We start from the raw sequence: 14091 nt of genomic DNA, 5'->3' as shown, positions 1-14091 counted from the left end.
CGCTCGGACTGCGAGCTTGCGGCGTGCTCTTCAGCATCACGACGCCGACGTGAATGCCGCAATGCCGACCCATTGCAGCGCACTCGGCCGCTCGCCGCGCACGAAGAAGCCGAGCAGCGCCATGAAGCCGCTCGCGAGCGAGCTGAGCACGGTGACGATCGCGACGTGGCCTGCCGTCGAGCCGTACGCGAGCGAGAAGAAGCCGACCAGGCTGAATACGCTGATCGACAGGGCCAGCGGCACGATCGAGCCGGGCGGCGCGGACAGGTTGCGCGCGCGGGCGAGCGTCGAGAACAGGATCGCGACGGCCGTCAGGTAGCAGATCCGGATAGATGGGGGGCGCTTTCGAAGGATTCCGAACCGGCTCGGCCCGCCCCGCCCCGATTCGGCTCACGCCAATTGAACCCCCCCTCGCTCGTTGCCGGGCGAGGGGGCCGCGGCGAGCGCGCGGCGGCATGCGACGCTGCGCTCAGTGCGCCGTATGCAGATACAGATACAGGTTCGCCGCGAGCACGCCGCCGACGAGCGGCCCGAGCACCGGCACCCACGCATAGCGCCAGTCGCTGTCGCGCTTGCCGGGAATCGGCAGCAGCGCGTGCATGATGCGCGGCGACAGGTCGCGCGCGGGGCTCATCGCGTAGCCCGTCGGGCCGCCGAGCGAGATGCCGATGCCGAGCACGAGCAGGCCGACGGGCAGCGCGTCGAGCGCGCCGAGGCCGACTTGCGGCGACGCGAGATACAGCACGCCGAGGATCAGCACGAACGTGCAGATCGCCTCGGTCAGCACGTTGTGCGTGACGCTGCGGATCGCGGGCGCCGTGCAGAATGCGGCGAGCTTCAGATCGGGATCGGCTTCCTTCGCGAAGTGCTGGCGATACGCGAGCCATACGAGGAACGCGCCCGCCATGCCGCCCAGCATCTGCGACACGATGTAGCCGCCCACCTTCGCCCATGCGAACTTGCCCGCGAGCGCGAGGCTGATCGTGACGATCGGATTCAAATGCGCGCCGGAGAACGATGCGGTCACGTAGACCGCGACGAATACCGCCATCGCCCAGCCCATCACGATGACGATGAGGTCGGCGCCTTTGCCTTTGGTCTTCGCGAGCAACACGTTCGCAACGGCGCCGTTGCCGAGCAGCACGAGGAGAGCCGTGCCGATGAACTCCGCGATATATGGTGACATGATGTGTCTCTCTACCGGTATGGCGGGCTCGCGGCTTGCGTCGCGCGGCCCGCCTGATTGTTGTGAATGTGATTGTCGAATTGCTTTTGATACGGATGCCGAACGATGTTGCTCAGTGCGTGTCGTCCGCCCACGCCTTCGCCGCGCGCACCGCGCGCTGCCAGCCGGCGAGGCACGTGCTGACCTGATCGCTCTGCATCGACGGCGCGAAGCGGCGCTCGAGCTGCCATTGGCTGTGCAGTTCGTCGACGTTCTGCCAGTAGCCGATCGCGAGGCCCGCGAGATACGCGGCGCCGAGCGCGGTCGTCTCGGTGATGCGCGGACGCACCGCGTCGACGCCGAGCAGATCGGCCTGGAACTGCATCAGCAGGTTGTTCGCGCTCGCGCCGCCGTCGACGCGCAGCTCGCCGATCCGGATGCCCGAATCGGCTTCCATCGCCTTCAGCACGTCGAGCGACTGATACGCGATCGAATCGAGCGCCGCGCGCGCGAGGTGCGCGGACGTCGTGCCGCGCGTGACGCCGAAGAGCGACCCGCGGGCGCGCGCGTTCCAGTGCGGCGCGCCGAGGCCGGCGAACGCGGGCACGAGATAGACGCCGTCCGTGTGCGGCACGCCGCCCGCGAGCGCCTCGATCTCCGACGCGCTCTTGATGATCCCGAGCCCGTCGCGCAGCCATTGCACGACCGCGCCCGCGATGAAGATGCTGCCTTCGAGCGCGTAGTTGACCTTGCCGTCCACTTGCCACGCGATCGTCGTGACGAGATTGTTCCGCGATTCGATCGGCTTCTCGCCGGTGTTCATCATCAGGAAGCAGCCGGTGCCGTAGGTGTTCTTCACCATGCCGGAGGTCGTGCACATCTGGCCGAAGAGGGCGGCCTGCTGGTCGCCCGCGATGCCCGCGAGCGGAATCTTCGAGGCGAACACCGTCGTCTTCGTCGGCCCGTAGATCTCGGACGACGGCCGCACTTCCGGCAGCATGTTGCGCGGAATCTCGAGCGCGTCGAGGAGCTCGTCGTCCCAGTCGAGCGTATGGATGTTGAAGAGCATCGTGCGCGATGCGTTCGTCACGTCGGTCACGTGCAGCTCGTGCTTCGTGAAGTTCCAGACGAGCCAGCTGTCGACCGTGCCGAACGCGAGCTTGCCCTGGCGCGCCTTCTCGCGCGCGCCTTCGACGTTGTCGAGAATCCAGCGGATCTTGGTCGCCGAGAAGTACGAATCGATCGGCAGGCCGGTCTTCGCGCGGACCTTCTCGCTCAGGCCCTGCTCCTTGAGCTGGTCGCAGAAATCGGCGGTGCGGCGGTCCTGCCAGACGATCGCGTTGTAGATCGGGTGGCCCGTCTCGCGATCCCAGACGATCGTCGTCTCGCGCTGGTTCGTGATGCCGATCGCGGCGATCGCCGTGCCGTTCAGGCCGACCCGCGTGACGGCTTCCGCCGCGACGCCCGCCTGCGTCGACCAGATCTCCTGCGGGTCGTGCTCGACCCAGCCCGGCTGCGGATAAATTTGCTCGAATTCCTTCTGCGCGATCGACACGATGTTGCCTTGTCGATCGAATAGCATGGCGCGGGAGCTGGTCGTGCCCTGGTCGAGCGCGAGGATGTACTGATCCTGCATGTGTCTCATCTCCATCCGTACGTAGTTGTGATACGCGCCGCGGGCGCGGCGCGTTCCTGATGTTTCCTGTCGTCGTTCGTTGCCGCCGGCGTCGACGCGCCGGTCAGTGCACGGCGCTCGCCGCTTCGCGCGCGGCGCCGAACCAGGCGTCGAGCGCGGCCGTCACGGTGTCGAGCGTGCCCGGCGCGACATGCAGACCGAGCTTCGAACGCCGCCACAGCACGTCGTCCGCGCAGCTCGCCCATTCGGCGTCGCGCAGATAACGCAATTCCGCTTCGTAAAGACCGGGCGCGAGCTCGGCGCCGAGCGCGGCGAGCGATTTCGCGTCGCCGATCACGCGCTCGGCGCGCGTGCCGTACGCGCGCGCATAGCGGCGCGCGAGCCCGGCGGGCAACCACGGATGACGTTTCGCGAACGCTTCGGCGAACGGCGCGAAGCGCGCATCGGCGATGTCGCCGCCAGGCAGCGGCACGCCCGCCGTCCACGCGCCGCGCGATGCGCCGAGCATGCCGCCCAGCATGTCGGTCGCTTCCTCGGCGAGCTTGCGGAACGTCGTGATCTTGCCGCCGAACACCGACAGCAGCGGCGCGCCTTCGCCGCCGTCCATCTCGAGGCGATAGTCGCGCGTGACGGCGGACGGGTTGTCCGCGTTCTCGTCCTCGAGGAGCGGGCGCACGCCGGAATAGGTCCAGCACACGTCGGCGGGCGAGATCTTACGCTTGAAGTAGCGATTGATCGACTCGCACAGGTAGCGCGTTTCGTCGCGGTCGATGGCGACGCGCGACGGATCGTCGTGATATTCGACGTCGGTCGTGCCGATCAGCGTGAAGTCGCGCTCGTACGGAATCGCGAAGATGATCCGCTTGTCCGGATTCTGGAAGATGTAGGCGTGGTCGTGATCGAACAGGCGCCGCGTGACGATGTGGCTGCCCTTCACGAGCCGCACGCTGTGCTGCGCGCCGCGGCCGAGCGCGCCGTGCAGCACGTCGCCGACCCACGGGCCGGCCGCGTTCGCAACCGCGCGGGCGCGCACGTCGAGCGTCGTGCCGTCGGCGCGCTGCAGCCGCGCGTGCCATTGCCCGTCGCGGCGCTCCGCCGACACGAGCTTCGTGCGCGTGAGGATGCGCGCGCCGCGCTCCTGCGCGTCGAGCGCGTTCAGCACGACGAGCCGCGCGTCGTCGACCCAGCCGTCCGAGTAGACGAAGCCGCGCTTGATCGAATCGACGAGCGGCGCGCCCGCGGGGTGGCGGCGCATGACGATGCCGCGCGAGCCGGGCAGCAGCTCGCGCTTCGCGAGATGGTCGTACAGGAACAGGCCGATGCGGATGAGCCATGCGGGGCGCAGGTTCGGCATGTGCGGCATCACGAAGCGCAGCGGCCATATGATGTGCGGCGCCGCGCGCAACAGCGTCTCGCGCTCCTGCAGCGCCTTGCGCACGAGCCCGAATTCCTTGTACTCGAGATAGCGCAGACCGCCGTGGATCAGCTTCGTGCTCGACGAGGAGGTGTGCGACGCGAGGTCGTCCTGCTCGCAGAGGAGTACCGACAGGCCGCGGCCGGCCGCGTCGCGCGCGATGCCCGCGCCGTTGATCCCGCCGCCGACGACGAGCAGATCGTAACGATTCTGTTGAGTCACCCGCTGATCCTACCGTTCGTATGTTCGTGTAATAGAAAATGAGCGAACCAGAAATGTTCGCATTCGAAATTTAACGAACACAATCGAAAAAGTAAAGTTCGCTTTTGAGGGTCGGGTGGCGCAGCGCACGCTCTGGGACGATACTGGCGCATGACCAACGAGCGAGGGGATGCACATGCGTACGATGATCACGGCGGGCGCGCTCGCGCTGCTGGCCGGATGTGCGGGCGGGCCGGCGATGTTCGGTAGCTGGGGCGGGCCGTCGTTTTCCGAGCTGCAGCGGACTTGCGGCGACGTGCGGGACTACGGCGACGACGCGCAGGCCGTCTATTCGGCGGCATTCGATGCGTGGGTCGCGAAGCGACACGGCAAGCTGACCGACGCGCGCTTCTGCGCGTTCGAAAACGAACTTGCGCAGCGCCACGCGGCGCTCGGGACGAACGCCGACCCGGCTGAACGAAGCCGCTGGGTGAGCTATCTCAACGACGCGCGCGCGCAAGCGCTCAGCTGGCGGGCGGCGGTAGACCCGTCGCTGCGCGGCAGTTGAAAGACGGCAGAGGAGTGGGCCGAACGGGCGCCGCCTGGCACTGGCCGCGCCCGTTCGGCCGGAACATCACGAATAACGGAGCTTGATCGATCGCAAGGCCGCGTCGCCGATTTCGGTGACGCAGTATTTCCTGCCGGAGCCGAGCGATTCCAGCTTCACGAGCTGCCGCTCGAGCAGCGCGTCGAGTTCGTCGCGGTCCATGTCGGCTTGGTCGGGGGCATCCTTCACAAGCAACAGCGTGGCGAATTCATGCGGACTTAGCATCGTTCTCTCCATGACAACCGTACTGTCCCGGGCGCAAATGTCCGGTCGAGTGACCCAGCAAGGGAAGGCGTGGGGGGAAAGCCGCTGTCCCGGCCTTGGCGTTATTGACGTCGCCCCGGTTGCGCCGAGCGCGCAACCGCGCCGGGGATTTGGAGTGTAGTCAAGCGAGCCGGCATCTACAAATCGCACCCCGATAATTTTCTGATTGACATCAAGAAATTCGTCAGGCGGTTGCGACGGTGCGCCAATTCCTTGATTTCACTTGAAGTTTTGGGTGCGGCGCAGCAATGCGCGGTGCCGCTCGCGCGGCCGCCCGGTCAGTCGGCGACGTAGACCTGCGTGCCCGCCTGCGCGATCGTGTCGGCCATCTCGTCGGGAAGCGGCTTGTCGGTGAAGAGCGCGTGGATCTGGCTCAGATGCCCCTGGCGCACGAGCGCCGGGCGGCCGAACTTCGAATGGTCGGTGACGAGGTAGACGGTGCGCGCGTGCTGGATGATCGCCTCGGCGACGCGCACCTCGCGCGTGTCGAAGTCGCGCAGCGTGCCGTCGTTTTCGATCGACGAGGTGCCGATGATCGCGTAGTCGACCCTGAACTGGCGGATGAAGTCGATCGCGAGCTCGCCGACGATGCCCTTGTCCCAAGGCCGCACGATGCCGCCCGTGATCAGCACCTCGCATTCCGGATAGCCGCTCATCATGCTCGCGACATTCAGGTTGTTCGTGATGACGTGCAGGCCGCGATGCCGGTTGAGCGCGCGCGCGACCTCCTCGGTCGTCGTGCCGAGGTTGATGAAGAGCGACGCCTGATCGGGGATGTGCGACGCGGCGAGCGCGGCGATCTTGCGCTTCTCGTCGTGGAACATCCGCTGGCGCGCGGTGTACGACACGTTCTCCGAGCTCGTGGGCAGGCTCGCGCCGCCGTGGTAGCGGCGCAGCAGGTTCAGGTCGGCGAGCCAGTTGACGTCGCGGCGGATCGTCTGCGGCGTCACGTTGAAATGGGCGGCGAGATCGTCGACAGTGACGAAGCCGTCGCGCTGCACCCATTCGAGCAATTCCTGCTGACGTGCGTTCAGGGTGAGGCGGGGGTCTCGTGTCATGTTCGCGGGTTTCGATTCGGCTCGATGGGACGGGGCACTGGAGGCGGCCATTTCGCATTGTAAGGGCTGTTCGCGCCGATTCGACGGGCGGGCGGCGCATGCCGCCGCGCACGCGGGCCGATCTCGGTCTAGACTCGATTCATGTCGTTCCCGCATCAATTCATGTGACAAATGAATTTGTCGGGGCCGCGTATTCGCGCTGGAATGTTTGTTTCGATCCTCTTTACCGTTGGCCTGAGATGAATCTTCATTCGAAACCGCCCGGCGCGACGTTCTCGTGGCGCAACCCGTATCCGACGACGCGCGTGCCGGTGTTCGCGCGCAACGTAGTCTCGACTTCGCATCCGCTCGCCGCGCAGGCGGGGCTCAGGATGCTGTGGAAGGGCGGCAACGCGATCGATGCGGCGATCGCCGCGGCGGCCGCGATCACCGTGGTCGAGCCGGTGTCGTGCGGCCTCGGCGGCGATGCGTTCGCGCTCGTCTGGGACGGCGCGAAGCTGCACGGCCTGAACGCGTCGGGCGTCGCGCCCGCCGCATGGAACGTCGATTATTTCCGCCGCCGGCACGGCGAGGCGGGCAACGGCCTCGCGCGACAGCCGACGCGCGGCTGGGACACCGTGACGGTGCCCGGCGTGATCGCCGGCTGGGAGGCGCTGCACGCGAAGTTCGGCTCGCTGCCGTTCGCCGATCTGCTCGAGCCGGCGATCGAACTCGCGGAGCGCGGGCACGCGGTCGCCGCGATCGTCGCGCACAAGTGGGCGGCCGCCGTGCCCGAGCTGAAGGATCAGCCGGGCTTCGCGCAGGCTTTCATGCCGCGCGGCCGCGCGCCCGAGACGAGCGAGCTGCTGCGGCTGCCCGACCACGCGAAGACGCTGCGCACGATCGCGGCGCAAGGCGCGCGCGCGTTCTACGAAGGCAGCATCGCCGACGCGATCGCCGCGTTCTTCCGCGAAGGCGGCGGCGCGCTGAGCGCCGCCGACCTGCGCGCATACCGGCCCGAGTGGGTCGAGCCGATCGGCAAGGACTACCGCGGCTACACGGTGCACGAGATCCCGCCGAACGGGCAGGGGATCGCCGCGCTGATCGCGCTCGGCATCATGGAGCGCTTCGATCTCGACGATCTGCCGCTCGACTCGGCGGATTCGCAGCACGTGCAGATCGAGGCGATGAAGCTCGCGTTCGCCGACGTCTACCGCTACGTCGCCGATCCGCGCGCGATGGAGGTCACGCCCGCGCAGATGCTCGACGACGCGTATCTCGACGCGCGTGCGAAGCTGATCGACGTCAGGCGGGCGACGCACTTCACGTTCGGCATGCCGCGCGCGGGCGGTACGATCTATTTGTCCGCGGCCGACGAGCGCGGCATGATGGTGAGCTTCATTCAGTCCAACTACATGGGCTTCGGCTCGGGCCTCGTCGTGCCGGGCACGGGGATCGCGTTGCAGAACCGCGGCTGCGGATTCTCGATGAATCCGGCGTCGCCGAACGTCGTCGCGGGCGGCAAGCGGCCGTTCCATACGATCATCCCGGCGTTCGTCACGCAGCAGGTCGAGGGCGTGCGGCACGCGGCGATGAGCTTCGGCGTGATGGGCGGCGACATGCAGCCGCAAGGCCATCTGCAGACGATCGTGCGGATGCTCGGCTACGGCCAGCAGCCGCAGGCCGCGTGCGACGCGCCGCGCTGGAAGGTAAGCCGGTCGTTCACGCTCGACGTCGAATCGACGCTCGACGCATCGGTCGTCGATTCGCTTGCCGCGCGCGGTCACACGATCCAGGCGATCCACGATCCGTACATGGACTTCGGGTCCGGGCAGTTCATCTGGCGGCTCGATCGCGACGAGCCCGACCGGGGCTACGTCGCGGCGAGCGACAGCCGGCGAGACGGTCTCGCGGCGGGCTTTTGACGCGCCGCGCGCGTCACCTGCAATGTCCGTTGCGGGCGAAACGATATCGAAAGGCATTTCAAAAGAGGCTTTCGCTTTCCATATCGCTCGCCTTTTCGAATTACGCGTCTAATATTGCGTGATAGCCGCCGTGGAACTGCGATTGCCGGTTAAGGTCAGTGCTTCGAAGCACGATCGAAAAAGTCCGGCTAAGATGGCCGGACATGTCGAATAACCGATTTCAACGCGCCGCAACCGGCGGAATCGCGCGCGGCGCGGTCCGTCGCGAATGCGAGGCGGCGTTTGGGAGCGCGAAACATGTTGGCTGATACCACGCACGAGATGCCCTGGCGCATCGAAGACATCGACTTGACGCGCATCGACCGTCAACGCGCCGCGGCGAACGAGGATCTGTTGCTGCTGCTGTGCGCGGCGTCGTTCATCGAGAGCGGCTCCGATCTTTACACGAGCAATTTGAGCCAATTCTTCGACGGCGATCCCGAAGTGTCGGCATGGCTCAACGCCGAATGGGAGCACGAGGAATTGCAGCACGGCCGCGCATTGAAGGCGTATATCGCGCACGTGTGGCCGGAATTCGATTGGGATCTCGCATTCGCGAATTTCTTCGAAGAGTATTCGAAGACCTGTTCGCTCGAAGCGTTCGAGAAGACGCGCGCGCTCGAGATGGTCGCGCGTTGCGTCGTCGAGACGGGCACGGCGACGCTCTATCGCGCGATCAACGAATGCTCGGACGAGCCCGTGCTCAAGGAAATCACCGACAACATCCGCACCGACGAAGTCCGCCATTACAAGCATTTCTTCCGCTACTTCAAGAAGTACAACAAGGTCGAGGGCAACGGCCGGCTCGCGGTGCTCGGCGCGCTGATGCGGCGCGTGCTCGAGATCAAGAACGAGGATTCGGAGATCGCGCTGCGGCACGTGTTCGCGATCCGCTACCCGGAACGTGTGGGCGATTCCGCGTATTGCCGCGAGCGGACCGCGCGCGTGAACGCGCTCGTGAGGCGCAACCTGTCCGCCGACATGTGCGTGAAGATGCTGCTCAAGCCGCTCGACTTGCCCGCGAAGATCCAGCCGGGCGTCCACTATCCGCTGACGAAGCTCACGCAGCACGTGTTCTTCCGTTAGGGCTAGTTCACGCTGATAACGGGCTTGCGAACGTGCCTTTGCGCCCGCAGGGCAAGGGTGCTATTGCGACGACGAACGACGCCGCAATGCGGGCGCACGGGCACGTTCCCGTGATCGAAGAAATCCTTCGAGGGGCTGGCCGCCAGAAGAGCCGATCGCTGCGTCATGCTCCTTGCGAATACGTCGAGTATTCGCTTCGTCGCAATCCTTGCGCGCGGCCCTTCCGGCGGCCGGCGCAAGCCCGTTATCAGCGTGAACTAGCCCTGAGCGCTGGCAACGCGTCGCGCGGTATGCTGAGGGTTTCGTTCGACACGACACGCAGCAGGAGAGCACACCGTGACCGATTCGCACCGACGCACTCTCGAACGGACGACGTATGACGCGTGGCCGCGCGCGGCGCTCGCGCTGTTCGACGGCGACGATCTCGCGCGCAAGGCGGGGTTTGCCGCTGCGCTCGTGGTCGTCGATCGCGATGTCGATCCGCCGCAGCCGCGCACGACGCTGCTGAGCGCGGGCGAGCTCTATGCGCCCGATGCGCGGTCGCTGCGCTTCTCACTGTGGCCGCAGTCACGCGCGGCGCGCGCGCTCGCCGCGCATCCCGACGCGACGCTCACGTTCGTCGCCGACGGCGCGTTCCATCAGGCGCGCTTGCGCATCGATTCATCCGATTCGACCGACGACGGACTCGCGCGCTTCGTCGCCGCGCTCGTCGACGGCGAAGCGCAGCGGGTCGGCTATGCGCGCCTCACGACGGGGATCGCGTTCGAGCTCGCGCGAGCCGACGCGCCCGCCGTGCTCGCGCGCTGGGCGCGGCAGATCGCGCAGCTCAGGCGTTGAACGACGTGCGGGCCGCGCGCCGAAAGCAGATGACGCGAACACTTGGGCCGCGCGCGGGGAGGCGGGAAGGCGGCATGATGTTGGTCGACGTGACGTGACGTGACGTGACGCGACGCGACGCGACGTGACGTGACGCGAGGCGAGGCGAGGCGAGGCGAGGCGAGGCGCTTCGACGCGCGGCCCCGCCACGCATGCCGATGCTCAGCGGCCGCGCTGGCCGCTGCGCGACGAACGGCTGCGGTTCGCATGCGTGCCGCCGCCGTTCGAATTGCCGTTGCCCGCCGGGCGGCCGTTGCCGCCGCGTGCCTGCTGCGGCTTGGCGGTCTTCGCCTGCGCACCACCGTCGCGTCGCGCGGCGGGTTGACCTTGCTGCGCCTGCGGCTGGCTCGCCGCGCGCGGCGAGCGATTGCCGCGGCCGCCGTTGCCTGCGCCGCTACCGTCATTGCCGCTGCCGCCACTGTTGCCGCCGCGCTGTCCGCGACGCTGGATCGGCTCGGGCTTCGCGTTCGGGTCCGGCTCGAAGCCCGGGATCACTTCCTGCGGAATCTCGCGCTTGATGAGCCGTTCGATGTCGCGCAGCAGTTGCTTCTCGTCGACGCACACGAGCGACACCGCCTCGCCGTTCGCGCCCGCCCGGCCGGTGCGGCCGATCCGGTGCACGTAGTCCTCGGGGACGTTCGGCAGATCGAAGTTGACGACGTGCGGCAACTGGTCGATGTCGATTCCGCGCGCGGCGATGTCGGTCGCGACGAGCACCTGCAGCGTGCTGCTCTTGAATTCGGCGAGGGCGCGCGTGCGCGCCGACTGGCTCTTGTTGCCGTGGATCGCCATCGCGCTGATGCCGTCCTTCGTCAGCTGCTCGGCGAGCCGGTTCGCGCCGTGCTTCGTGCGCGTGAACACGAGCACCTGGAACCAGTTGTGCTTGCGGATCAGATGCGTGAGCAGCTCGCGCTTGCGGTCGCGATCGACCGGGTGGATCTTCTGCGCGATCGTCTCGGCCGTCGTGTTGCGGCGCGCGACTTCGATGAGCGCCGGCGAGTCGAGCAGGCTGTCCGCGAGGGATTTGATCTCGTCGGAGAAGGTGGCGGAGAACAGCAGGTTCTGGCGCTTCGCCGGCAGCCGCGCGAGCACGCGCTTGATGTCGTGGATGAAGCCCATGTCGAGCATCCGGTCCGCCTCGTCGAGCACGAGGATGTCGAGGCTCGACACGTCGATCGTTTTTTGCTGCATGTGATCGAGCAGGCGCCCCGGCGTCGCGACGACGATGTCGACGCCGCGCTTCAACGCGTCGATCTGCGGATTGATGCTGACGCCGCCGAACATCACGGTCGAGCGCAGCTTCACGTACTTGCTGTACGCGCGCACGCTTTCCTCGACTTGCGCGGCGAGCTCGCGCGTCGGCGTGAGGATGAGCGCGCGCACCGCGCGGCGCGCGTTGCGGTTTTCGCCGTAGAACGCGTGGAGGCGTTGCAGGATCGGCAGCGTGAAGCCGGCGGTCTTGCCGGTGCCCGTCTGCGCGCCGGCGAGGAGGTCGCCGCCGCCCAGCACGGCGGGAATGGCCTGAGCCTGGATTGGCGTGGGCTGCGTGTAGCCCAGCTCGTTGACGGCCCGCACGAGCGGTTCGGCGAGGCCGAGAGATGCGAAAGACATAGATACTCTTGATTATTGATGAGGCGGCGTCCTCGCGCGGCCCGCGCGGAAAACGGACGTCGCCGGAAAAACAAAAGGGCGCGGCCGCGGTTTCCCGCAGCCGCGCCCCGTTAGCGTCACCCGATACTCAGTCGAGAGGCGCGGAACGCAGGTCGCTCACCTGTTGCGGCGAAACCGGCGAACCGTTGTTGCCCCACGACATCCGGATGTACGTGACAACCGCCGCGACTTCCTGGTTCGACAGCGACTGCGCGAACGGCGGCATCCCATACGGACGCGGATTCTTGAACGTGCTCGGCGGGTAGCCGCCGTTCAGCACCATGCGGATCGGGTTCACGGCCGATTCCATCATGATCGAACGGTTCTGCGCGAGCGGCGGGTAAGCGGTCGGCTTGCCTTCGCCCTGCGCGCCGTGGCAGGTCGCGCAGTTGTCCGCGTAGATCTTCTTGCCCTGCTCGAGCAGCGTCGTGCCGAACTGCTTCGACGGCTCGTACTGCATGTTCTTCGGCGCTTCGGCCTTCTGCGGGATCGACTTCAGGTAAGTCGACATCGCGCGCGTGTCCTCGTCCGTCATGTACTGCAGGCTGTTGTGGACGACGTCCGCCATCGGGCCGAACACCGCGCCCTTGTTCGACACGCCCGCCTGCAGCAGGTTGGACAGCTCCTGGACATGCCAGTCGCCGAGGCCGAGCTCCTTGTCGTTCGTGAGCGACGGCGCGTACCAGTTCTGCAGCGGAATCAGGCCGCCCGCGAAGGCCGCCGAACTCACCGGGCCGCCCATCATGTTGATCGACGTGTGGCACATCGAGCAGTGGCCGAGGCCTTCGACGAGATACGCGCCGCGGTTCCACTCGACCGACTTCGTCGGATCGGGCTTGTACTCGCCTTCCTTGAAGAACAGCGTGCGCCAGCCGATCAGCAGGTTGCGGTTGTTGAACGGGAAGCGCAGCTCGTGCGGACGGCTCGGCGTGTTGACGGGCGCGACGGAGCGCAGGTACGCGTAGATCGCATCCGAATCCGCGCGCGTGACTTTCGTGTAGCTCGCGAACGGGAAGCCCGGATAGAGCAGGCTGCCGTCCTTCGAGCGGCCCGTGTGCATCGCGCGGTAGAAATCGTCCGATGTCCACTTGCCGATCCCGTACTGATCGTCCGGCGTGATGTTCGGCGTGTACATCGTGCCGAACGGCGTGGCCATCGGCAGGCCGCCCGCGAACGACTTGCCGCCGCGCACGGTGTGGCACGCGATACAGTCGCCGACGCGCGCGAGATATTCGCCCTTCTTGATGAGCGCGGCCTGGTCGGCGGGCGTCGCGGCGACGGCGGCGTTGCCGTGCAGCGTGTCGTTGCCCGGCCACAGGACGGGCACGAGGGCCGCTGCCGCGACGATCGCGACAGCCGAGAGTGCAAACAGGGACTTGCGTTTCATTGTGTCTGTCTCCCTTGCCTTATTGCGGTTCGCTGCCGCAGGCGAGCGGAGTCTTCATCGAGCGGGCCGGGGCCGGCACCGGGTTGGCGGGCGCCGGCTGCGCGGCGAGCCACGCGGTCACGGCGGTCACGTCCTCGTCGGACAGCTTGCTCGCGATTTCATGCATGCAATCGGGTGTCTTCGCATGGCGCGTGCCCGAACGCCAAGCGCCGATCTGCGCGCTCAGATAGTCGCTATGCAGGCCGACGAGACCCGGAATCGCGGGCTGCATGCCGGTGAGCGCGGTGCCGTGGCACGCGACGCACGCGGGCAGCTTGCGCGCCGGATCGCCGTGCAGCGCGAGCTGCTTGCCGCGCTCGACGACCGCGGCGGGCACCGTCGGCTTCGTCGGCGCCGGGTACGGCGGACGCTGCTGCGAGAAGTGCTCCGCGATCTCGCGAAGGTAGTCGTCGTTCAGATACGTGAGCAAATAGTTCATCGGCGGGTACTTGCGGCGACCGTCGCGGAAATTCACGAGCTGGTTGTACAGGTACTCGGCCGGCTTGCCTGCCAGACGCGGGAAGTAATCGTTGTCGGTGCCCTGCCCGTGCGTGCCGTGACAGGCCGTACAGCCGCGCACGCGCTCCGCCATCGTGTCGGGCGCCTTCAGGGGCGCCTTCGCGGCGGCCGGCTCGATGGGCTTGGTTTGCGCTTGCGCAGTGCTCAGAAGGCCCGCTGCGCCCATCAACACAACAGCGAGCAGCGGACGGAAAAGGCGTCTAGAAGACACACGGGACTCCATTGTTATTCGTCGGGGACCTGACC

Annotated in this window: 12 protein-coding genes and 1 pseudogene; 4 read left to right on the top strand and 9 right to left on the bottom strand. The window is 67.0% G+C overall.

The window, feature by feature from the left end; genetic code table 11:
* Window positions 1–13 precede the first annotated feature (13 nt).
* The 4 genes and pseudogenes from WS78_RS16190 to glpD all read right to left on the bottom strand — a co-directional run.
* Window positions 14–324: pseudogene (locus tag WS78_RS16190) on the bottom strand (EamA family transporter); the annotation flags it as partial.
* A 145-nt stretch (window positions 325–469) separates the two neighbouring features.
* Window positions 470–1186 carry an MIP/aquaporin family protein gene (locus WS78_RS16185; protein WP_038751938.1) on the bottom strand — a complete coding sequence of 239 codons (717 nt, stop codon included), beginning with the start codon at window positions 1184–1186 and terminating at the stop codon, window positions 470–472.
* A 112-nt stretch (window positions 1187–1298) separates the two neighbouring features.
* Entirely contained in the window at window positions 1299–2801 is a 1503-nt protein-coding gene (gene glpK, locus WS78_RS16180) for a glycerol kinase GlpK (protein ID WP_038751941.1), read from the bottom strand.
* A gap of 103 nt (window positions 2802–2904) precedes the next feature.
* Window positions 2905–4437 carry a glycerol-3-phosphate dehydrogenase gene (gene glpD, locus WS78_RS16175; protein WP_059575265.1) on the bottom strand — a complete coding sequence of 511 codons (1533 nt, stop codon included), beginning with the start codon at window positions 4435–4437 and terminating at the stop codon, window positions 2905–2907.
* Window positions 4438–4612: 175 nt separating this feature from the next.
* On the opposite strand from glpD, the gene WS78_RS16170 reads away from it, so the two are divergent.
* Entirely contained in the window at window positions 4613–4984 is a 372-nt protein-coding gene (locus WS78_RS16170) for a hypothetical protein (protein WP_038751984.1), read from the top strand.
* A 66-nt stretch (window positions 4985–5050) separates the two neighbouring features.
* Here WS78_RS16170 and WS78_RS16165 read toward each other — a convergent pair whose 3' ends face one another.
* The gene (locus WS78_RS16165; protein WP_038751987.1) at window positions 5051–5248 is read right to left on the bottom strand and encodes a phage tail assembly chaperone; all 198 of its coding nucleotides are present in this window, start codon (window positions 5246–5248) and stop codon (window positions 5051–5053) included.
* 317 nt (window positions 5249–5565) lie between these two features.
* Window positions 5566–6345: a DeoR/GlpR family DNA-binding transcription regulator gene (locus tag WS78_RS16155; protein WP_038751947.1), complete on the bottom strand. Its 780-nt coding sequence runs from the start codon at window positions 6343–6345 to the stop codon at window positions 5566–5568.
* A gap of 239 nt (window positions 6346–6584) precedes the next feature.
* On the opposite strand from WS78_RS16155, the gene WS78_RS16150 reads away from it, so the two are divergent.
* The 3 genes from WS78_RS16150 (at window position 6585) to WS78_RS16140 (ending at window position 10211) form a co-directional block, all read left to right on the top strand.
* A complete protein-coding gene (locus tag WS78_RS16150; protein ID WP_059575263.1) occupies window positions 6585–8249 on the top strand; it encodes a gamma-glutamyltransferase family protein in 1665 nt (554 codons plus the stop codon).
* Window positions 8250–8546: 297 nt separating this feature from the next.
* A complete protein-coding gene (locus WS78_RS16145; RefSeq protein WP_038751952.1) occupies window positions 8547–9374 on the top strand; it encodes a ferritin-like domain-containing protein in 828 nt (275 codons plus the stop codon).
* A gap of 336 nt (window positions 9375–9710) precedes the next feature.
* The gene (locus WS78_RS16140; RefSeq protein WP_038751955.1) at window positions 9711–10211 is read left to right on the top strand and encodes a PNPOx family protein; all 501 of its coding nucleotides are present in this window, start codon (window positions 9711–9713) and stop codon (window positions 10209–10211) included.
* Between the two features lie 201 nt (window positions 10212–10412).
* Here the strand turns inward: WS78_RS16140 and WS78_RS16135 are convergent, their stop codons facing one another.
* From WS78_RS16135 to WS78_RS16125, 3 genes are all read right to left on the bottom strand, one after another.
* Window positions 10413–11861, bottom strand: coding sequence for a DEAD/DEAH box helicase (locus WS78_RS16135; protein ID WP_038751958.1), 1449 nt, complete (start codon window positions 11859–11861; stop codon window positions 10413–10415).
* Between the two features lie 127 nt (window positions 11862–11988).
* The gene (locus WS78_RS16130; RefSeq protein WP_038751961.1) at window positions 11989–13287 is read right to left on the bottom strand and encodes a c-type cytochrome; all 1299 of its coding nucleotides are present in this window, start codon (window positions 13285–13287) and stop codon (window positions 11989–11991) included.
* Window positions 13288–13306: 19 nt separating this feature from the next.
* The gene (locus tag WS78_RS16125) at window positions 13307–14068 is read right to left on the bottom strand and encodes a c-type cytochrome (RefSeq protein ID WP_038751964.1); all 762 of its coding nucleotides are present in this window, start codon (window positions 14066–14068) and stop codon (window positions 13307–13309) included.
* Window positions 14069–14091: the final 23 nt, after the last annotated feature.

It is taken from the genome of Burkholderia savannae (assembly GCF_001524445.2).
Lineage (GTDB): Bacteria > Pseudomonadota > Gammaproteobacteria > Burkholderiales > Burkholderiaceae > Burkholderia > Burkholderia savannae.
Note: the sequence above shows the minus strand (reverse complement) of the source record. Positions and strands in the feature narration are given on the sequence as shown.